Origin of the sequence: Pedobacter sp. Leaf132 (genome assembly GCF_920984695.1) — a bacterium.
Taxonomy (GTDB): Bacteria; Bacteroidota; Bacteroidia; order Sphingobacteriales; family Sphingobacteriaceae; genus Pedobacter.
On record NZ_CAKLBO010000005.1, the window covers coordinates 221,252 to 242,390 of the forward strand.

At 34.2% G+C, this 21,139-nt stretch carries 18 protein-coding genes; 12 read left to right on the forward strand and 6 right to left on the reverse strand.

The features are described 5' to 3' along the window. Positions 1–165 precede the first annotated feature (165 nt). Positions 166–1,692 (reverse strand): bifunctional phosphoribosylaminoimidazolecarboxamide formyltransferase/IMP cyclohydrolase, encoded by a 1,527-nt coding sequence (gene purH / locus LUA86_RS11750; protein WP_231462444.1) that lies wholly within the window; start codon positions 1,690–1,692, stop codon positions 166–168. 260 nt (positions 1,693–1,952) lie between these two features. Next, positions 1,953–2,531: a phosphoribosylglycinamide formyltransferase gene (purN, locus tag LUA86_RS11755; protein ID WP_231462455.1), complete on the reverse strand. Its 579-nt coding sequence runs from the start codon at positions 2,529–2,531 to the stop codon at positions 1,953–1,955. Between the two features lie 236 nt (positions 2,532–2,767). Here purN and rpsT point away from each other — a divergent pair, with 236 nt between their 5' ends. The 11 genes from rpsT (at position 2,768) to LUA86_RS11810 (ending at position 15,716) form a co-directional block, all read left to right on the forward strand. Further along, positions 2,768–3,022, forward strand: coding sequence for a 30S ribosomal protein S20 (gene rpsT / locus LUA86_RS11760; protein ID WP_231462463.1), 255 nt, complete (start codon positions 2,768–2,770; stop codon positions 3,020–3,022). A gap of 73 nt (positions 3,023–3,095) precedes the next feature. Further along, a complete protein-coding gene (gene radC, locus LUA86_RS11765; protein WP_231462465.1) occupies positions 3,096–3,794 on the forward strand; it encodes a DNA repair protein RadC in 699 nt (232 codons plus the stop codon). A 66-nt stretch (positions 3,795–3,860) separates the two neighbouring features. Continuing rightward, complete coding sequence (locus LUA86_RS11770) at positions 3,861–4,697, forward strand: endonuclease/exonuclease/phosphatase family protein (RefSeq protein ID WP_231462470.1); 837 nt, start codon at positions 3,861–3,863, stop codon at positions 4,695–4,697. A gap of 385 nt (positions 4,698–5,082) precedes the next feature. After that, positions 5,083–5,382 (forward strand): GIY-YIG nuclease family protein, encoded by a 300-nt coding sequence (locus tag LUA86_RS11775; protein WP_255713457.1) that lies wholly within the window; start codon positions 5,083–5,085, stop codon positions 5,380–5,382. A gap of 253 nt (positions 5,383–5,635) precedes the next feature. Continuing rightward, positions 5,636–8,035 carry a phenylalanine--tRNA ligase subunit beta gene (gene pheT, locus LUA86_RS11780; RefSeq protein WP_231462479.1) on the forward strand — a complete coding sequence of 800 codons (2,400 nt, stop codon included), beginning with the start codon at positions 5,636–5,638 and terminating at the stop codon, positions 8,033–8,035. Between the two features lie 32 nt (positions 8,036–8,067). Continuing rightward, positions 8,068–8,358 (forward strand): hypothetical protein, encoded by a 291-nt coding sequence (locus LUA86_RS11785; protein WP_231462481.1) that lies wholly within the window; start codon positions 8,068–8,070, stop codon positions 8,356–8,358. A gap of 31 nt (positions 8,359–8,389) precedes the next feature. Further along, positions 8,390–8,680 (forward strand): cell division protein ZapA, encoded by a 291-nt coding sequence (locus tag LUA86_RS11790; protein ID WP_231462488.1) that lies wholly within the window; start codon positions 8,390–8,392, stop codon positions 8,678–8,680. Positions 8,681–8,980: 300 nt separating this feature from the next. Then, positions 8,981–10,543, forward strand: coding sequence for a ribonuclease Y (rny, locus tag LUA86_RS11795; protein ID WP_231462495.1), 1,563 nt, complete (start codon positions 8,981–8,983; stop codon positions 10,541–10,543). Positions 10,544–10,764: 221 nt separating this feature from the next. Continuing rightward, positions 10,765–11,280 (forward strand): DUF962 domain-containing protein, encoded by a 516-nt coding sequence (locus tag LUA86_RS11800; protein WP_231463118.1) that lies wholly within the window; start codon positions 10,765–10,767, stop codon positions 11,278–11,280. A 111-nt stretch (positions 11,281–11,391) separates the two neighbouring features. Then, entirely contained in the window at positions 11,392–14,184 is a 2,793-nt protein-coding gene (locus LUA86_RS11805; RefSeq protein WP_231462503.1) for a TonB-dependent receptor, read from the forward strand. 101 nt (positions 14,185–14,285) lie between these two features. Next, positions 14,286–15,716 (forward strand): hypothetical protein, encoded by a 1,431-nt coding sequence (locus LUA86_RS11810; protein ID WP_231462505.1) that lies wholly within the window; start codon positions 14,286–14,288, stop codon positions 15,714–15,716. A gap of 57 nt (positions 15,717–15,773) precedes the next feature. Here the strand turns inward: LUA86_RS11810 and LUA86_RS11815 are convergent, their stop codons facing one another. The 4 genes from LUA86_RS11815 to LUA86_RS11830 all read right to left on the reverse strand — a co-directional run bounded on the left by LUA86_RS11815 (position 15,774) and on the right by LUA86_RS11830 (position 19,952). After that, positions 15,774–16,085, reverse strand: coding sequence for a hypothetical protein (locus tag LUA86_RS11815; protein WP_231462511.1), 312 nt, complete (start codon positions 16,083–16,085; stop codon positions 15,774–15,776). Between the two features lie 182 nt (positions 16,086–16,267). Beyond that, positions 16,268–16,543: a hypothetical protein gene (locus tag LUA86_RS11820; protein ID WP_231462513.1), complete on the reverse strand. Its 276-nt coding sequence runs from the start codon at positions 16,541–16,543 to the stop codon at positions 16,268–16,270. Positions 16,544–16,663: 120 nt separating this feature from the next. Next, on the reverse strand, positions 16,664–17,872 hold the full coding sequence (locus tag LUA86_RS11825; RefSeq protein ID WP_231462514.1) for a hypothetical protein: 1,209 nt from the start codon (positions 17,870–17,872) through the stop codon (positions 16,664–16,666). Positions 17,873–18,200: 328 nt separating this feature from the next. Next, positions 18,201–19,952 carry a lysophospholipid acyltransferase family protein gene (locus LUA86_RS11830; RefSeq protein WP_231462522.1) on the reverse strand — a complete coding sequence of 584 codons (1,752 nt, stop codon included), beginning with the start codon at positions 19,950–19,952 and terminating at the stop codon, positions 18,201–18,203. 226 nt (positions 19,953–20,178) lie between these two features. Between LUA86_RS11830 and LUA86_RS11835 the strand changes: the two genes are divergently transcribed. Next, the gene (locus tag LUA86_RS11835; protein WP_231462530.1) at positions 20,179–20,928 is read left to right on the forward strand and encodes a ComEA family DNA-binding protein; all 750 of its coding nucleotides are present in this window, start codon (positions 20,179–20,181) and stop codon (positions 20,926–20,928) included. Positions 20,929–21,139: the final 211 nt, after the last annotated feature.

Sequence of the window (21,139 nt, forward strand, 5' to 3'; positions counted from 1 at the left end):
CCTACGCTTCTATAAAAACTATTGTGCCTCCGTAATGAGGAGCATGTAACCCTTAGGCCTTTAAGTTTTAACCCTTTATTAAACTTCTAACTATTGTCCTTCGACAAACTCAGGATGACAGTCATTTTAAGCTAAACTTTCAGCTTTTAACTTTATTCTTTCCGATTAGTGTTTAAAGTGTCTAACGCCTGTGGTTACCATTGCAATACCTTTTTCATTTGCTTTCGCAACAGAATCTGCATCTTTAATAGAGCCACCAGGTTGTAAAACTGCAGTAATACCTGCTTCAGCAGCAATTTCAACACAATCAGGGAAAGGGAAAAATGCATCCGATGCCATCGAAGCGCCTTTAATGCTAAAGCCAAATGAAGCTGCTTTTTCTATCGCTTGTCTTAAAGCATCAACACGACTGGTTTGACCAACGCCACTTGCAATTAAAACGTCATCCTTAACCAGAACAATAGTGTTAGATTTTGTGTGTTTTACAATTTTATTTGCGAAAAATAAATCTTTCAATTCTTGTTCAGTAGGTGCTTTATCCGTAACGGTTGTCATTTGCTCCGGACCTTCGATAATTAAATCTTTATCCTGCTCAATTACACCATTTAATAAAGTTTTGAATTGTTTTTTGCTAAGTTCAACCTCATTACGTTGTAAAATAACGCGGTTTTTCTTTTTACTGAATAACTCAATTGCTTCTGGTTGATATGATGGTGCAATTAAAACTTCGAAAAATAAATTATTAATTTCTTCAGCGGTTGCCAAATCAACCTCGCGGTTGGTAATTAACACACCACCGAAAGCAGAAACCGGGTCGCAGGCCAGTGCATCAAGCCATGCTTGTTTTACAGTAGAGCGAGAGGCAATACCACATGCGTTTGTATGTTTTAAAATTGCAAAAGTTGGTTCCTCAAATTCATCAATCAGCGCAACCGCCGCATCAACATCTACCAAGTTATTGTATGAAAGTTCTTTTCCGTTCAACTTTGTAAACATGGCATCTAAATCGCCATAAAAAACACCACCTTGATGAGGGTTTTCGCCATAACGTAAAGTTTTCGCCTCAGTTACGCTTTGTTTAAAAACATCAAGTGGTTCTTCCTGATTGAAATAGTTAAAAATTGCGGTATCGTAATGAGAAGAAGTGTGGAAAGCTGTTTTAGCAAAGGCTTTACGCTGAGCTAAAGTTGTTTCGCCATCCTGGGCTTCTAATTGAGCCTGCAAAGTCGGGTAATCGTTTTTAGATGCAATAATTACTACATCGTTAAAGTTTTTAGCCGCTGCTCGTATTAGAGAAATTCCACCTATGTCAATTTTTTCAATGATTTCTTCTGCTGTTCCACCAGCTTTAACCGTTTCTTCAAATGGGTATAAATCAACTATTACCAAATCAATTTCCGGAATTTCATATTCGGCAATTTGTTGTTTATCGCCTTCTAAACCTCTACGATTTAAAATGCCGCCAAATACTTTTGGATGCAAGGTTTTAACTCTACCACCTAAAATAGAAGGGTAACCCGTTAAATCTTCAACCGCTGTAACCGGTAGGTTTAAATCTTTAATGAATTGCTCAGTGCCACCTGTAGAAAATAATTGAACACCTTGCTTAGCAAGCAACTCAACTAATGGCGCTAAACCATCCTTATAATATACTGAAATTAAAGCGTTTTTGATTTTAATGGGTTGACTCATTTTACTATAAATTTTGAGCCGCAAAGGTAGTAAAACAGAATGTTTTTTTATACGATTAAGGAGTAAAAAATACATTATCTTATTATGGATAGTTGTAGCTTAATTTTTATCCCTTATCACAATTTAATACTGATTTAAAATATTGTAGATGTTTTGTTAACCGATTTATTGCCTGCATAATTGTAATCTGCGATAGCTTATTATAAATGCAAGTCATCGCTAAGAAAATTAAAATAGATAAGTATACAAACTAAATTAACTTACTTTTTAATCTTTTTTACAATGCTCTCTACAATTCTTGGGTAATGTAAATGCTCAAGCTGTTGACCCTTAAACTTTATCATTTCCAGGTTATCAGCTTTATCAATTTTATAACGGGCCTGGTAAATGTATTCACCTTCATCGTAATTTTCATTAACATAATGAATGGTAATTCCGCCTTCTGTTTCGCCTGCGGCGATAACTGCATTATGAACGTTATCGCCATACATGCCTTTGCCGCCAAATTTTGGTAAAATAGACGGGTGAATGTTTACAATTCTGCCTGTATAAGCGGCAATTAAATTTTTAGGGATTAGCCAAAGAAAGCCAGCTAAAACAATAAGGTCTATGTCGAGATTTTTTAATAAATCGATTACTTCATCTGTTTTATAAAATTCATGTTTATCAAATACATGGCTGGGGATTTCAAAATTATCCGCCCGCTGCAAAACATAAGCATCTGCATTATTCGTTAAAACTAATGAAATTTCCGTATCGGTGCTTCTTTTAAAATGCTCCATTAGTTTTTGGGCGTTAGAGCCCGAACCTGAAGCAAATATGGCTATTCGTTTTTTCACTCAAAAGTCGTTTTGTCCAAAAATAGCATTTTTAGGCAGGTTTAATAGAAAACAATTCAATAATGTGATTTACAGTATATAGAATTAAAAATTATGAGTATTTTTGTGCCAATAATAAGGGGATAAAAAAATAAAATAAAAAAGTTTAAAGTGTTTTGTAATTTAAAAACATAAATCCTATATTTGCAACCCGAATTATAGGAAACGATTAAAGAAAAAAATAAAGGCTAATTACAATGGCAAATCATAAATCTTCATTAAAAAGAATTAGAGCAAACGCTACAAAACGTTTACGTAACAGATATCAGGCAAAAACTACACGTACTTTTATTAAGAGATTACGTGCATCTGAAGATAAAAAATCTGCATCAGATTTGTTGCCTAAAGTAATTTCTATGTTAGATCGTTTAGCGAAGAAAAACGTTATTCACAAAAACAAAGCAGCTAACAATAAATCAAAATTAACGAAATTCGTTAACGGTTTAAAATAAGCTAATTTTTTACGATATTAGTAAAAGGCATCCCAACCGCAAGTTGGGATGCCTTTTTTTTGGGTAAAAAATTATGGAAAACTACGAGCAGAAATTAGGAATTAAACTTTGGGCCGAGGAAGACAGGCCAAGAGAAAAATTATTACTTAATGGGCGAAGGCATTTAACCGATGCAGAACTTATCGCAATACTAATTGGTTCGGGTAATAAAAACGAAAGTGCGGTAGATTTGAGTAAACGAATTCTTAATTCTTTTAATAATAATCTCACTAAGTTAGGGCAGGCCTCCATTGCCGAACTTTCTAAATTTAAAGGGATAGGAGAGGCGAAGGCAATTTCGATTGTTGCCGCACTCGAATTAGGTTTGCGCAGAAGAGAAACTGCCATCGAAGATATTGTGAAAGTTTCTACCTCAAGTGATGTTTACAAATATCTCTACCAAACTTTTGCACATTTAAACCATGAAGAGTTTTGGATTTTGTTGCTCAATCGGGCAAATAAAATTACTGGCAAACAATTAATTAGTAAAGGTGGGCAAGCTGGTACTGTTGCCGACCCGAAAATTATCTTCAAAGTTGCACTAGAGCAAAATGCAGCCTATATTGTTATGGCGCATAATCATCCATCAGGGAATTTAAAACCAAGCGATAGCGACAATAAACTTACCCTAAATATGGTTGCTTCGGGTAATTTGCTCAGTATTCCTATTGTTGACCATCTAATTTTTACAGATAATGGCTATTACAGCTATCGCGATGAAGGCATTATTTAAGATAAAACAATTGTTACTTAACATAAAATGAACAACAGGCAGTTAACAATTTTGTAATTTGGCAGCATGAAAAACTTAATAGCCATTGCAATCTGTGCATTGTTATCTGTACCAGTTTTTGCTCAAAAAAGCACCACACCAATAAATATTATCACCTATAATATAAGGTATAATAATCCAGGCGATGGAGTAAATGCTTGGCCAAATCGAAAAGATAATGTTAAAGCTTTGGTAAAGTTTTATGATGCAGATATTTTATGTGTGCAAGAAGCATTGGCCGACCAGTTCGATGATTTAATAGCAAATTCTAATTTTGACTTTGTTGGCGTTGGCAGAGATGATGGTAAGCGTAAAGGCGAATTTTCTGCCGTATTTTTTGATAAAACAAGGTTCACAAAAAAAGATGGTGGTACTTTTTGGTTATCAGAAACCCCCAATGTTCCATCAAAAGGTTGGGATGCGGTTTTGCCAAGGGTTTGTAGCTGGGTAAAGTTGTATGATAAGCTAAATAAGAAAGAATTTATTGTTTTTAATACGCATTACGATCATGTTGGTGTAAAAGCCCGCATAGAATCTGCAAAATTAATTAAGCAGAAAATACAGGAAATTGCCCCAAAATTGCCTGTTGTTTACACTGGCGATTTAAATGTTACGCCTGAAACTGAAGCAATTTCAACCATAAAATCTTTTCTGCAAGATGCTAAAGAAATTACTGTCGAAGTACCTTATGGTCCGAATGGAACTTTTAATGCTTTTGATTTTAATAGCGATTTAAAAAACAGGATCGATTATATTTTCGTTAATAAAGGTTTTAAAGTTCAAAAATTTGCAGTGTTGAGTGATAGTAAAGACAAAAGATACCCATCAGATCATTTACCTGTTTTTGTTCGCCTTTTCTTTTAGGATGGTTAATGGAGTTGTTTGCGCTGATAGACGCAGAGATTAGTTGTGGTCGTCATTTTTTCGACCGTAGCAGAGAACCACGAAGTGCTCAGCGAAGCTGAAATCTTTTAATAATGGTTATGTGGTTCAAAGATCTCTCCGTTTCGCTACGCTTCAGTCGAGATGACGCAGGAATAGCCGTAGTCATTTCGTCTACATCGTCATTTCGACCGTAGCAGAGAAATCTTTTCCGTTAAATATGATTTTTATTTATTTATCACCTTTATTTCAGCTGTTGATAAACAAGATAAAGTATTCAGTTAGCTTGAAAGTTTTTTGAAGGAGTATATCGCATCTCAGATAAATTTATCCTTACTTTCAATATAAAATTTTTTAAAAAAATAGTATGGAACGAGGAGGATGCGTATACATAATGACTAATTACCAAAGAACAACATTGTATATAGGAGTAACTTCTGACTTACAAATAAGAATGAAACAGCATCGCGATAAGTATGATCCAACATCCTTTAGCGCTAAATATAATTTAAGTATTTGTGTTTATTATGAGATGTATCCATCTATTGAAGAAGCTATTGCAAGAGAAAAACAATTGAAAAAGTGGAGTAGGTTAAAGAAAGAGCATTTAATAGCAATCAAAAACAATGAATGGACAGATTTATGCCAGGATATACTTATGTGGTAAACCGAACTGTGAGTTCGATTTTTATGGTTCAAAGATCTCTCCGTTTCGCTGCGCTTCAGTCGAGATGACGGAGGAATTTGTTAGAGATAGGCTTGCTTCAATTATAATGAACAATTAAGTCATATTTATTACACCGAGATTTCTCGATAAGCTTTCTGCTTTAACCATTAAATAATATCTTTGCGTTTTATAAAATATGATTATCAATCAGGATTAATCTTGAGACTTGATACTCGCTACTTGATACTAAAAGATGAAAATATCATACAACTGGTTAAAGCAATTCATTCAAATAGATAAAACCCCGCAAGAACTTTCGCTAATCCTTACAAACGTAGGTTTGGAAGTTGAAAGTGTAGATAAAGTGCAACCAGTTATTGGCGGTTTAGAGGGTTTGGTTATTGGTGAGGTTTTAACTTGTATACAGCATCCAAATGCCGATCGTTTACGTGTTACCACTGTTAATGTTGGCGGCAAAGAAAATCTTCAGATTGTTTGTGGAGCTCCAAACGTTGGCGCCGGGCAAAAAGTTGTTGTAGCTACCGTTGGTACAACGGTTTATCCCTTAGAAGGCGAGCCTTTTAAAATCAAAGAATCTAAAATCAGGGGAGAGGTATCGCAAGGTATGATTTGCGCTGAAGATGAAATTGGTTTAGGTAAATCTCACGATGGAATTATGATTCTTCCGGCAGAAACCCAAATTGGGATTTTAGCGAAAGAGCATTTTCAAATGGAAGATGATTTCGTGTTCGAGATCGGTTTAACCCCAAACCGTGCTGATGCAGCTTCGCACTTAGGTGTAGCCAGAGATTTGGCTGCTTATTTCAGAAGTGAATTTGAAATGCCTGATTTATCTGCTTTCAAAACAGAGAACGAAAATCTGGTTATCCCGGTTGAGGTTGAAGATTTAGACGCTTGTCCGCGTTATAGCAGTGTAACCATTTCTGGTGTTACGGTTGCAGATTCTCCTGAGTGGTTGAAAGATAAATTAAAGGTTATTGGTTTAAGGCCGATAAATAATGTTGTAGACATAACAAATTACGTATTGCATGGACTCGGACAGCCATTACATGCCTTTGATGCTGATAAAATTGTTGGCGGAAAGGTAATTGTTAAAAAAGTTGCAGAAGGCACATCTTTTTTAACACTTGATGATGTTGAGCGCAAATTAAGTTCAGAAGATTTGATGATTTGCAATGCAGATGCACCTATGTGTATTGCAGGCGTATTTGGTGGAAAAACTTCTGGAGTTGATTCAGAAACAAAAAATATATTTTTAGAAAGTGCATACTTTAACGCTGTCTCCGTTCGTAAAACAGCTAAAAGGCATGGCTTAAAAACGGATGCATCTTTCCGTTTTGAAAGAGGAACAGATCCTGAAATGACGGTTACCGCATTAAAATATGCTGCGCTTTTAATTAAGGAGCTTGCTGGCGGTACAATTTCTTCATCAGTTTCTGATATTTATCCAAAACACATAAAACCATTTGAGTTTGAAGTGAGTTGCACAAGCATTAATAAATTAATTGGTGCAAACATTCCGGCTGCAGAAATTAAGCATATTATTACGGCTTTGGGTATTTCGGCAACCAATACATCTGATGATAAATTAGCGCTAAGAGTGCCATCATTTAAAGTTGATGTTACCCGTGAGTGCGACATTACTGAAGAAGTTTTAAGAATTTACGGTTACAACAACGTTGAAATTCCTTCTAAAATTAATGCTTCGCTTTCTTATACATCAAAACCTGATAAAGAAAATACACAAAACGTAATTGCAGATATGCTTAGCGCAAATGGCTATTCAGAAATTTGGTGTAATTCTTTAACTAAATCTGCATATTCTAAAAATACAGATGAAGCCGTTTTTATTTTAAATCCTTTAAGTAGTGATTTAAATGTAATGCGCCAAAGTTTACTGATGCCGGCATTGGAGAGTGTTGCTTATAACCAGAACCGTAAAAATGCTGATGTTAAATTCTACGAATATGGTAAAACCTACCATTTAATTAATGAGCAGTATGTAGAGCGTCCGAGGTTATTGTTACTGATTTCTGGTGCAACAGAAAATGAGCAATGGAATCAAAAGGCTAAAACTTCAAGCTTTTATAATTTAAAAGCAGCAGTTGATGCAGTAATTTCGCGTTTGGGTATCACGGCTTATCAATCGGATGTATTAGAGGATGAAGATTTCGCCTATGGTATTAAATATTTTAGAGGCGATAAAACTTTAGTACGTTTTGGTGCGGTTACAAAAGCAGATAGAAAAATTGCTGATGTTAATGCAGAGGTTTTTTATGCTGATTTTGACTGGGCTGTTCTACTGGATATTGTTCGCAAAAATAAAATTGTAAATAAAGAGGTTTCAAAATATCCGCAGGTAAGAAGAGATTTATCTTTATTAATTGATAAAAATATAACCTTTGATACTTTAAAGGCAATTGCTTACAAAACCGACAAAAAGCTAATAAAAGATGTTGGTGTTTTTGATGTTTATGAGGGCGATAAATTACCGGAGGGAAAAAAATCTTATGCATTAAATTTCATTTTGCAAGATGAGGAACAAACCCTTACAGATAAGCAGATTGAGCAAACTATGCATAAATTAATTACAAATATAACAGCTCAAGCAGGCGCAGAAATTAGGAAATAAAATATTATTTTGTATTTTTAAAAAATAAATTCATGACTTCTGTTGCAGAACAATTAAGTAAAGTAATACAAAAAACAACCCGGGTAATCGAGTTGTGCAATGCCTTACAAGAAGAAAATGATTTATTAAAGCTTGAGAATCAATCGTTAAAAGTTGCGCTTGATACTTCAAAAGTAAAACATGTAGACCTTGAAGAAAAATTAAGGGTTACAAAACTTGCCAAGAGTATTGAAGGAGCAAGCGAAAAGTCGCTTGATATTAAACAAAAAATTAACGATTTTGTGCGGGAGATAGACAAAAGTATTGCATTGCTTAAAAAATAAGTAAAGCAAAAAATCGAAACTAAGCTAAAAAATGGGAGAAATCTCTATTAAAATAACCATTTCCGACCGTATTTATCCTCTAAAGGTTAATATGGAAGAGGAAGAGATTGTGAGACGGGCAGCAAAAATGATTAATGAGCGCATAAAAGACTATCAGGAAAATTATGCGGTTAGAGATAAGCAGGATTTACTTTCCATGGCTGTGTTGCATTACGCAACCGCTGTGCTAAGAACGGAGAATAAAGTGCAAAACCAGGATACTGCTGTTGCTGATAAAGTTGAAGAATTGGATGTTTTATTAAACGATTTCTTTTCAAAATAAGGTACGTTCTTTTTAAGTATTCGTTATTTTGGTTTTAACCAGAATTTGATTTATCAGATGCTGAAATAAATTTAACCTGATGAAAACTTTTTACAATTAGCACAAAAATATAGCCGTAGCTATTTTTTGAGTTTCAAATTTTATAAAACTTAACACTTCAATATCTATAGGGTTAAGAGGGCGGATTTCATTTGCTTTTAGTATCTGAAAATGGCTTAAACCCTAATTATGCTTAGTTGAGGTTTGAAAAAGATGAGACTTTAAAAATTAGCTGCGGTTTTTTTTTACAAACAAAACAAAATGGAAATATTAGGATACGTGTTTGCCTTAATTGCCGGTGTAGCCATCGGTGTTGTGGTTGGTAGATTCCTGTTACGCAACTTGCTAAAACAACAAGAAGTTGCTGCACAGAGTAAAGTGAAGAAAATTTTAAAAGACGCAGAGAATAACGCTGAAATTTTAAAAAAGAATAAGCTTTTAGAAGCAAAAGAAAAATTTTTACAGCTAAAGGCTGAGCATGAGCAGGAAGTTAATGCTAAAAACAATGCTATTAATCAACGTGAAAATACGATTAAACAAAAAGAACAATCGGTAAATCAGCGTTTAGAAAATTACAACAAGAAAGAACAAGAGTTAGATAAGCAAAAGGTTCATTTAGAAAAACAAACTGAAATTGCAGTTAAAAAGCAAGAAGAAGTTGAGGTTCTAAAAAATCAGCATTTAAAACAATTGGAAACTATTGCCGGGCTATCTGCCGAAGAGGCGAAGGAGCAATTGGTAGAAAACCTGAAACAAGAAGCCCGTACACAGGCTATGATGCAGGTTAAAGATATTGTTGATGAAGCAAAATTAACGGCTAGCAAAGAGGCTAAAAAAGTGGTTATTCAAACCATTCAACGTACAGCTACCGAAGCCGCAATCGAAAATTCTGTATCTATTTTCCATATCGAAAGTGATGAAATTAAAGGTAGGGTAATTGGTAGAGAAGGAAGAAATATCCGTGCTTTGGAAGCCGCAACAGGTATTGAGATTATTGTTGATGATACACCAGAAGCCATCATTTTATCGGGTTTCGACCCTGTTAGAAGAGAGATTGCTCGTTTGGCTTTACACCGTTTAGTAACCGATGGCCGTATACATCCGGCTCGTATTGAGGAGATTGTTGCCAAAACTAAAAAACAGATTGAAGACGAGATTGTAGAAATCGGCGAGCGTACGGTTATAGATTTAGGCATTCACGGCTTACACCCGGAGCTTATCCGTATGGTTGGACGTATGCGTTACCGTTCATCTTATGGTCAAAACCTTTTGCACCACTCTCGTGAAGTTGCTAATTTCTGCGCAACCATGGCAGCCGAATTAGGCTTGAACGCTAAAATGGCAAAACGTGCTGGTTTATTACATGATATAGGTAAAGTGCCAGATGATAATCCTGAATTGCCACACGCTATTTTAGGTATGCAATTGGCAGAAAAATATAAAGAGCATCCGGAAATTTGTAATGCAATTGGTGCTCACCACGATGAAATTGAAATGACATCGATGATTTCTCCAATTATTCAGGCTTGTGATGCAATTTCTGGCGCTCGCCCTGGGGCACGTAGAGAAGTTGTAGAAAGTTATATCAAACGTTTAAAAGATTTAGAAGAATTAGCCCTTTCTTATCCTGGCGTAGAAAAAACTTTTGCAATTCAGGCAGGTAGAGAGTTACGCGTTATTGTAGAAAGCGAAAGAATTACTGATGCTCAGGCAGAATTGCTTGCAGCAGATATTTCAACTCGTATTCAAACAGAAATGACGTATCCGGGACAGATTAAAGTAACGGTTATTAGAGAAACCCGTTCTGTAGCCTTTGCTAAATAGAGGATTACACAGATTGAAAGATTCCACAGATTTATGTGGTTATATAGATTTTAAAGCGATGAGTTTTCATCGCTTTTTTTGTTTGCCAAGAAAACACGGAATACACAGCATTTTATGGCTAAGTTTATTTCATGCCTGCTGATTGCAATGATTTAAGCAGATTCATGTTGTATAAGCCCTGATATTAATTGCCTTTTAAATATTTTATTTATTTTTACATGATGAGCAAGCAAACCAAAACTATTGTACAAAAACGTCCTGTAGATGTTTATTTCGATAAATATCAGGAAAGTCATAACAACCATACAAATGAGGTTATACATTGGATTTGTGTGCCATTGATTATTTTTAGTTTATTAGGTTTAGTCTGGTCAATTCCATTTCCGCAAATTTCTTTTTTAGGTAAGTATAATATGTATTTGAATTGGGCTTCTTTTTTAATTGCCTTTTCAGTGTATTATTATTATCGTCTGTCGCCTGTGCTTTCTTATTTCATGCTTTTAATTATTGCTGCTATGAGTTATGGTATTGTAGCGTTAGAGCAGTGGGAAAAGGCTGGTGGTTTGGCATTATGGTTAGTTTGCTTAATAATTTTCGTTATCGCGTGGATTGGTCAATTTATCGGGCATAAAATCGAAGGAAAAAAGCCATCGTTTTTAGATGATGTTAAATTCTTGTTAATTGGTCCGATATGGTTATTGCACTTTATTTGTAAGAAAATAGGTTTGAGATATTAATCTTTTACCAATTAACACTGAGTTAACATTTAGCTAAAAAAAGCTTAATTAACACCTAACATGTAGCTAACATTGTGGTAATAGCTTTGCCTAAAATTAAACGTAGGCAAATTGAACTCAATTACAATTTTTAGAAAATCGGCATTAACGATGTTGATTTTATTCTTCGGCATAATTTCTTATGCACAAACCGGAAAAATTTCAGGTACAGTATCAGATAAAAAAACGGGTGAAACCATTATCGGTGCAACGGTTAGAATTAAAGGTACAAACAAAGGTGTTTCTACAGATGTGGATGGAAAATATATTCTTCCAATGGCTGATGGGAAGCATACTTTAGAATTTTCTTTTATCGGATATCAATCCAAAGAAATTTCTGATGTTGAGGTTAAAAGTGGAGCTACTACTTCATTAAATGTTGTGCTTAGTGAATCTGGCGGACAAAATTTAGGTGAAGTTGTAGTAAAAGCTAGTTTCAGACAAGAATCTGTTAACTCTTTATATGCTAAACAAAAAAACAGTGCCGTAATTTCTGATGGTGTTTCCAGCGATCAGATTAAAAAATCACCTGATAGAAATACATCAGACGTTTTAAAGAGAGTGAGTGGTGCAACTGTTCAGGATAACAAATTTGTTGTCATCAGAGGATTAAGTGATCGCTACAATAACGCCACACTAGATGGTTCATCACTTCCAAGTACAGAGCCAAACCGTAAAGCATTCTCTTTTGATATTGTGCCATCTAATTTGGTTGATAATTTAGTGATTAGCAAAACTGCTACTCCAGATTTACCTGCCGATTTTACAGGTGGAGCAATACAAATTAATACTAAAGATATTCCAGACAGAAACTTTATTAGTTTTGGTGTAGGTACAGGTTATAATACAGAATCTACATTTAAAGATTTTAAAAGTGGCAAAAGAAATGCAACTGATTATTTAGGATTTGATAATGGCGATAAAGCTTTACCTGCCAACTTTCCTTCGCGTACCAGAATTAGCAGCGGTTTAACATCTGCTCAGCAAATCTCAGCAATGAAATCGCTATCTCAGGATTGGAAAATTTATACCAATACGGCTTTACCAACTCAGAATTATCAATTTACTTTAGGCAGAGTTAAAGAGTTTAAAGAAACAACCAATAAATTTGGTGCTCTATTCTCTCTTACATACAGAAATTCGCAAACTATAAATAATGATGTAATTCGTGATTATGTAAATTATGATTACCATGATGATATTTACAGATTCTCTACAAGTTTAGGAGCCATTGCAAACTTTGCATACACGTATGGAAAGAGTAAAATCACTTTCAAAAATATTTATAACCGAGCTTATGATGATGCATATTTAACAAGAGATGGATTTAATAGCGATAGAGGTAGAGATATTAAATTTTTCGCTTTTGATTTAATGCAGAAGCAATTATTTAAATCTACGGTTGAAGGTAATCATGCTTTAGGAGAAAATAACTCGAAAATTAACTGGTCATTAAGCTATGCTAATATCTTAAATGATCAACCAGACCAAAAGAAAATTTCTTACCAGAGAAATCCATCTGATGCCGGTACTGCAAATTATGTTTACACTGCCAGCACAGGAACTTTAAGTAAAGAAAACTCGAGGTTATTTTCTAAACTGAGTGAAGACAATTTTAGCGGTGGCTTAAACTATACGCTTCCATTAAAAATGTTCGGTCAGTTGGCAACCTTTAAAACGGGTTTAAGTTCAATATATCGCGATAGAACTTTTGATGCAAGATTTGTAGGTTTAAGAGCGAATACTGGTGCGCCAAACGCAGATTTAATAAGCCAGCGCCCATTAAGTACATTATATGGTGCTGATGCAATAAACGGTGGTGCATATTCATTAGATGATATTTCGGCAGATGCTGATAGCTATAAAGCACATTCGATAACTAATGCCGGTTATTTAATGCTTGATAATAAATTTGGCGAAAAATCGAGATTAGTTTGGGGTGTAAGGGTAGAGCAATTTAATGTTGTTTTAGATGCCAAAGTTCCAACTCCGCAAACATCAGTAAACGATAATTATGTTGATGTTTTACCGTCTGTTAATTATACTTACAGCTTAACTCCTAAAGTTAACTTAAGAGCATCGTACTATCGTACGCTAGCAAGACCAGAATTTAGAGAGTTATCTTCTGCCGCTATTTATGATTACGAATTACTTGCTTTACAACAAGGTAATCCAAACTTAAAGGAAGCTAAAATTGATAATGCAGATTTACGTTTCGAGTTCTTCCCAGAGGCTGGCCAAATCATTTCTGTATCTGGTTTCTACAAAAAATTTCATAATGCAATAGAATCTTACAATCAGGATGCCGGTTCGACCAGAATTATTACTTACATCAATTCTGATAATGTAGATGTTTACGGGGTTGAGTTTGAGTTCCGCAAAAATTTAGATTTTATCGCTAAAACTGATTTTCTAAAGAAAACAACTTTTTACACAAACTTATCTTTAATAAAATCTAAAGTTGTAACCGCAAATACAGGCATCAATCTAAAACAAACAAACAGACCAATGGTTGGACAGGCGCCATACATTGTTAATGCGGGTTTACAACATAATTTCTTAGGCGATAAATTAAGTTTTAACGCATTATACAATAGAGTTGGACGTAGATTAGTAGTTGCCGGTGGTGTGTTATTCCCTGAAATTTGGGAAGTTCCAAGAGATGTTATTGATTTGCAATTAGCCTTAAAAGTAATTAAAAACAAAGGTGAAATAAAATTCAATGCTGGTGATATTCTTGGTAACCGCATTACTCAATACTATGATATTGATGTAAACAAAAAGTACAACAGAACATCTGATGAAACGATAGCGAGTTACAAACCAGGTAGCAATTATTCGTTATCATTCTCATACACATTTTAAGGTTAACATTAATTTAAAGCTGGATTAATGATCTGTTAAACAAGGCTTAATATTCAAATTACATTCAAATCCTAATTTTGGAAAAAGTAAAATTAATTAAAATGAAAAAACAATTATTACTATGCGCATTAAGCGTATTGGTTTTCTTAGCAGGTTGCTCTAAAAGTGGTGATGATGGCGAGATTAACCCACCAACTGATGCAGGTACAGTTGAAATTTCAGGTGATGTTACTGCATCTACAACTTGGACAGCAAATAAGATTTATCTATTAAAAGGTAATGTTTTTGTAACAAATAATGCTACTTTAACTATCGAGCCAGGAACAATTATAAAAGGTGATAAAGCAACAAAAGGTGCACTTGTAATTACCAGAGGTTCTAAAATCAATGCTACCGGTACAGTAGAAAAGCCAATTGTATTTACTTCGAGTGTGGCTGCAGGTGCCCGCAAAGAAGGTGATTGGGGTGGTTTAATTATTTTAGGTAAAGCACAAAATAATGTTGGTACTTCGGTAGCTATCGAAGGTATCTCTGATGCTACAGATAAAGGTAAGCACGGTGGTACTGATAACGCAGATAACTCTGGAGTTTTAAAATACATCCGCATTGAATATGCAGGTATTGCTTTAAGTCCGGATAACGAAATTAATGGCTTAACTTTTGGTTCGGTTGGTTCTGGTACTGTTGTAGATTATGTTGAAGTTTATCGTTCAGGAGATGATGCTTTCGAATGGTTTGGAGGTTCTGTTAATTGTTCTCACTTAGTTGCTATCGATTCTTGGGATGATGATTTTGATACAGATAATGGTTTCTCAGGTAAAGTTCAGTTTGGTTTAGCACAGCGTTTATCAGTTACAGCAGACGTATCAGGTTCAAATGGATTTGAATCAGATAACAACGCAGCTGGTGACAATGCTTCTCCGCAAACTTCAGCAGTATTTTCAAATATGACAATTTTAGGTCCTGTGGGTTCTGGTAGTTCAAGTATCAATGCTAACTTCCAACATGGAGCTCAAATCCGTCGTAATTCTGCAATCAGTATTTTCAACTCTGTAATAGTTGGTTACACTGAAGGTGTTTTCTTTGATGATGCTTTACCAGCAGGTGGAACTTTAAATGCATCAGGAAACCTAGTTGCCGGAAGATCTGTTTTTGCTAATAACTTGATTTATAATTCAAACAGCAAAAGCAATCAAATCAAAGCTTCTAACGCTACGGCTTTGGGTGTTGTTACACCATTATTAACCGCAACAAATACTTTTGATGCAGCAGCGTTGGCCGCAAGTATTTTTACAGACCCTTACAAATATTCGGCAGATTTAGTTGCAGCAGCAAGAGTTGGAGTACCAAACTTTACGGTAGTTGTTAATTCGGCAGCAGCCGCAGGTGCAGCATTTACAAACTCTAAATTAACAGCAGGTTTTACAAGCGTTGCTTACAAAGGTGCATTCGGTGCTGAGAACTGGGCAGCAGGATGGGCTCATTTCGACCCACAAAATTTACCATACACTACACCAGGTGCAGTAAAATAGTTAAATCAGTAGTAAAATATAAAAGGGTTTCAGAACTAAAATTCTGAAACCCTTTTTTTATGATGCAGTTTCTGTGGTTTCTTCAACCTTTGGTTTACGCTTTGTTTTATTTACGATTGGCTTAGCATCATTAACGATAGTTAGAAGCTCATCTTCCTTAATAAAAGGTTCTATTGCATCTTTTTTTGTGCTAATGCTTACCTTCTTTGATAATTTCTTAGCCAGCTTTTCAATTGATTTTTCTGCCTTCTTCTCTTTTCCATAAACCTTTGCAATTTCGCTAAATGCAGAAGTCAATTTAGATGCTATCTCTTTTCTTAGTGTCTTGCTTGTACCTTGGGTTTTCTTTGAAGTTTTTTTCTTTTTCATCTAACAATAATGGATTTTCCCAAAGATATGTTATGTGAATATGAAATCAATATTATGATTATGTTAACCAATTGATTGTGAGTTAACACCAAATTATTTGTTTTGTATAAACAGCTGGTATATAGATTAATTGTCGTCTATCCCCTTGTAGCAATCGCAAAATGTTGATGGCAAATGTTGGTTTAAAATTTAGCACCTTCGGCGATGTCGCCACCTAAATCAAGTGTGTTTTGAAATGCCTCTAAATAACCTAAAAGGTGTCTTTCGGCATTTGCATAAGAATTGAAAGTTGATGTCGGGTCATTCGCATCTGCATCACTCTTATTTTTGAAATATAAATTTACCTGAAATGTAAATAGATTTTCATCATGTACGGGAGAAAGAATTCTGGCCTTAACCTGATGATTATGAATTTCTACAAAAAATTCTTTTAAAACCGAATAAATGATTGCAGCCATGTGTAGAGGATAATTTTCAAAATTTTAATTAGAACTTAAATGTAAACAAAAACTTAACTCAATTTTAAATTTACAGATAAGATAACCTTCCCTTAATTTTGAATTAACTTAAAATTAACATTAACGCTTAATTGGTTCGTAAGCGTAAACAATTTCATACTTTTTATCTTTCAGGCTGTTTGATATTTGACCGATTTTTAAGTTTTGAATTTGCGGAGTGGGCTCGCAGTAAGAATATTTTTTGCCATTATAAGTAATTGAATTTCCGATAGGTTGGTCAAATTGTACAGCAATTGTTAAATGTTTTGGATATAAAACGGCCAGCATGGGTAAGTTATAAATCTCTTTCACTAAAAAGAAAAAAAGCGCAGCCCTATCATCACAATCGCTTATTGTATTGGATAATGTTTGTTCTGGTGAATAACGTTTTTCTTTACCAAAATTCTGAGCATCATCTTCGTATAAAAACGCATATCGGGTAAATTGCATCAAATAATCAATACCCTTTTTTTGGTTCATGTTTTTCAAATTATTTTTTAAAACCGGAATCAAAGAGCTATAGGTTTCTCTGCTTAAAGGAATATTAAAATAAGTTTCAAAATCAACTATTGGATAATTTTTAAAAATGGATTCCACATCATCATTTACCTTTAGTTTAAAATGATTGATTTTTTGTTTGTAACTAAACTGTATATCTTTTTCTTTGTAATTATCAGGTTTGAAATCAGGCATGCTGGTTACTTTGTAAGAAAATGCATGTGTAGCTTCCGGAACTGAGATTTCTACCTGTTTATAGGCTCCTGCTTGCTTAAAAAGTTTGCCATAATCGTGGTAATTTAAGCACATATATTTTTTGCTGTCAATTTCGAAGAATGGAATGTCGCTTATGTCTTCATCGTTTTTAACATAAAAAATAATCTGTCCATCGCCCACGGCAATTTTCGCATCATAACCACATTTTGTTAATAAAAACCACTTGTACAAGGTGTATTGACTGTAATTTTCCGCTTTCGGACTAATCTGTTCAGCCGTTTTTCTGATTAGTTGATAAAAAATCCAATCGTTTAAATTATGTTTTTTCTTATAATCAGATAACAAGGAGATTAGAGGTTTGTAATTGTATGTATTGGCTTTATTGTAAAAATCTTTAACCGATTGGGCAGTTGCCAGCGATGGTGTTTTAATAATGGAGCCAGAATCTATATTGAAATTGAAAGTGCCATCAAAAAACTCAAAAGCATAAGATTGAGCTTGTGCACTATTAAGCGACGAAAATAGGCTTAACAAGACTAAAGAAATAAACGAAAACTTGTTTATACCGTTTTTCAATTTCAAATATTTGGTAACATTAAATTTAATATTATTTAATGTAAAATCAACAATTATTTAATGTTAACAAGTGGGTACAAACTTAACTTCTAGTTAATTTTGAATGATAGCAGCTCTGTGATAATTTTAATATTCTACCGGATAAATTATTCTTAAGAAGGTAAATTTATCAATGCAATTTGCTCTAAAAAAGTGTTTTTATAACGATTTATTGATTTTAACTTAACATTAATACTTCACCTTTGCCGATGTAAATATTTGGTTAGTATTTATAAAAGTTTAGGTTAGTTGATAATAAAAAACCCGGATGGATGTCCGGGTTTTTTTATTAAAGATTTTTACCAAGTTTTTCAAGAATCTCTGCCGGGATGTTGTGGGTATCAACTACCAAAAATCCATCTAAGCAATCAGAAAACTTAGGGTCGATGTTAAACGAAATAATTTTGGCATTTAGGTTCATGTATTGTCTTAACAGCACCGGAACCTTAATGTGAGAGTTTTCAATGTCTCCAATAATACTATCTAAATCTTTAAAAGAATCACTGCTATCTACAAGTGTATCGGTAGAAATTGGCAATAAATCAGCTTTAAATTTATTTCTTGGCTTAACATATTTGGCCATTTCATAATCGAAATGATTTTTTGTGATGTAATCTACAATTAAAGCCTTGCTAAATTTAGAAAAGCTATTGCTAATACTCACCGGACCAAACATATATCTGTATTGAGGATTATCAATCAGATATTTTAAAATCCCTTTCCAAAGTAAGAAAAGTGGCAATGGTTTACCCTGATATTCTTTTCTAATCCACGAACGGCCAAGTTCTATCCCTTGCCTTAAGATTGGATAAAACTGATCCTTCATTTTAAAAAGCTCTGATAAATAAAAACCACGGCGGCCCATGCTTTCTAAAATCTCATCACCTTTACCAATTCTGTAAGCGCCAACTATATTTTCTAAATCTCTATCCCAAATAAATAAATGGTTATAGTAAATATCGTAATTATCTAAATCTATTTTTTTGTTTGTGCCTTCGCCAACTTCACGGAAAGTGATTTCCCTTAAACGTCCTATTTCTCTTAGCACATTCGGAATTTTAAGAGTGGGTACAATATACACCTCGTAGTTTTTCTCAGTCCAAACTTTAAAATCTTCAAGCGTTGCTACCTCATCTTTAATCAAAACTCTTGATGTTTCCTCAATAACATCAGCAGCTTTCTTTTTGATTTTGAATAAATTTAAAGGATTAAAGAGCTTTTTTTCAGTATCTAAACCCACACCTAAGGCATAAGTACGGGCACGCAAAAAGTCCATTAATTTATTGCTTTTGTTCATGTTCGAAATTTCATCTAAACCAATAGCCTTTCCAATCCTAACTCGGATGGTTCTGCCATGTTTATTTAAAAATTCGGATGGTAATTTAGCGGTACGTAGCGTAGGATGTATGAAACTTAAAATATTAAAGAATACACCGTTATTGCCGTGAAAATAAATTGGTACAACCGGCACCTTTGCTTTGGCAATAAGTTTTCCAACCACCGGATGCCACATTCTATCCGTAACTTGCTGGGCATCTAATTTAAATGTCGATACTTCTCCCGCAGGGAAAATACCTATTGGCGTTCCATTTCTTAATAAATCGAAAGTTGTTTTTAAGCCGCTGATGCTTGATGAATGTTGTACATTTTCGAAAGGATTCACCGCAACAAAAAATTCATCCAGGTTTGGGATTTTCTTTAAAATAAAGTTTACCATAACCTTCGCATCCGGGCGAACGGTACATAAAAGTTTTACCAATGCTAAACCCTCAACACCGCCATACGGATGGTTTGCAATAGCTATAAATGGTCCGGTTTTAGGGATGCTGTTTAATTCATCCTCATCAAAATCAATCGAAACACCAATTGTTTCTAATATTTTATCTACAAACTCTAAACCTTTAAAATGCTGATTTTGAGAGAACACATCGTTAATGTCGTTCAGCTTCATAATTTCCATCAGCAAGCCGGCTAGTCCCGGTACACCCAATTTATCAATCTTCGTTGCCTTTGCAAATTCTGAGGTAGTTATAATCTTCATAAAAAAATAATGGGCTTGTTGATTTGCGAAACGCCAAGTGCTTTGCAATCCCAAAAATAAGATTTATATTTATAATACACATGTCATATCGCACAATGAGAATTTGGCTAAACAAACATTTCGGTTTCAGCAAAAGCGAATTCAATGGATTGCTGCTTTTAATCATTATTATCATCCTTCTTAAAACCTTTCCTCTTTTCTATAGGTAGAAAAAGACAATGAAAACATGCTTGCCTCCATACAGAAGATTGAGATAAGCGATCAAAAACGCTTTAGTTATACTAAAGAATATATTGAAAATGCATCTGAAAAGATTACACATAGGTTATTCAAGTTCGACCCAAATAAAATTGATGCTGAAGATTGGCAAACCTTAGGTTTATCAGCAAAACAGGCTCAATCTATAGTAAACTATAGAAACAAAGGCGGTAAATTTTTTAAGGCCGAAGATTTACAACGCATGTATACGATTTCGCCTGAGATGTATAAAAAGCTTTTACCTTATGTTGAAATTGAAAAGATTGACTTTCCAAAAAAGGATTTTCAGTATGAAAAAAAGGAATTTGTTAAAAAGGCATTGGTTGTTGTAGATATTAATCGGGCAGACTCAGCAGCATTAGATCAGATAAAAGGTATAGGGCCAGCTTTTGCATTACGGATTTTAAAGTATCGGGAGCGTTTAGGTGGTTTTTACAAAAAAGAGCAATTAATGGAGGTGTATGGTTTAGACTCGGCTAAATACGCAGAAGTGAAAGACCAGATTTCGGTTAATGCGAATGCAATAAGAACTATAAATATTAATGCGGCTGATTTTAATGCATTAAAAAGCGCTCCTTACTTATCATATAAACAAATTAACGCCATCATCCAATATCGTAAGCAGCATGGTAATTATTCAAATATCGATGATTTAAGAAAAATCCAAATTCTTACACCGCAAGTAATCGATAAGATCGCTCCATATTTAGTTTTTTAGCTGATAATAGATTTTTATCAATAATTGATTCATTTCAAAAATCTTATGAAAAAAAATCAAAATTTTAAAACTGTCTTTATTAAGGTTTAAAATTAGCGTATGTAATAATTGAACCAAATACCAATTCATTCTACATCTACGCAAATATTTGATGGTAAATAACTCAAAAATAATTGTTTATCATTGCCGCATCTAACTAAAAAATATATAT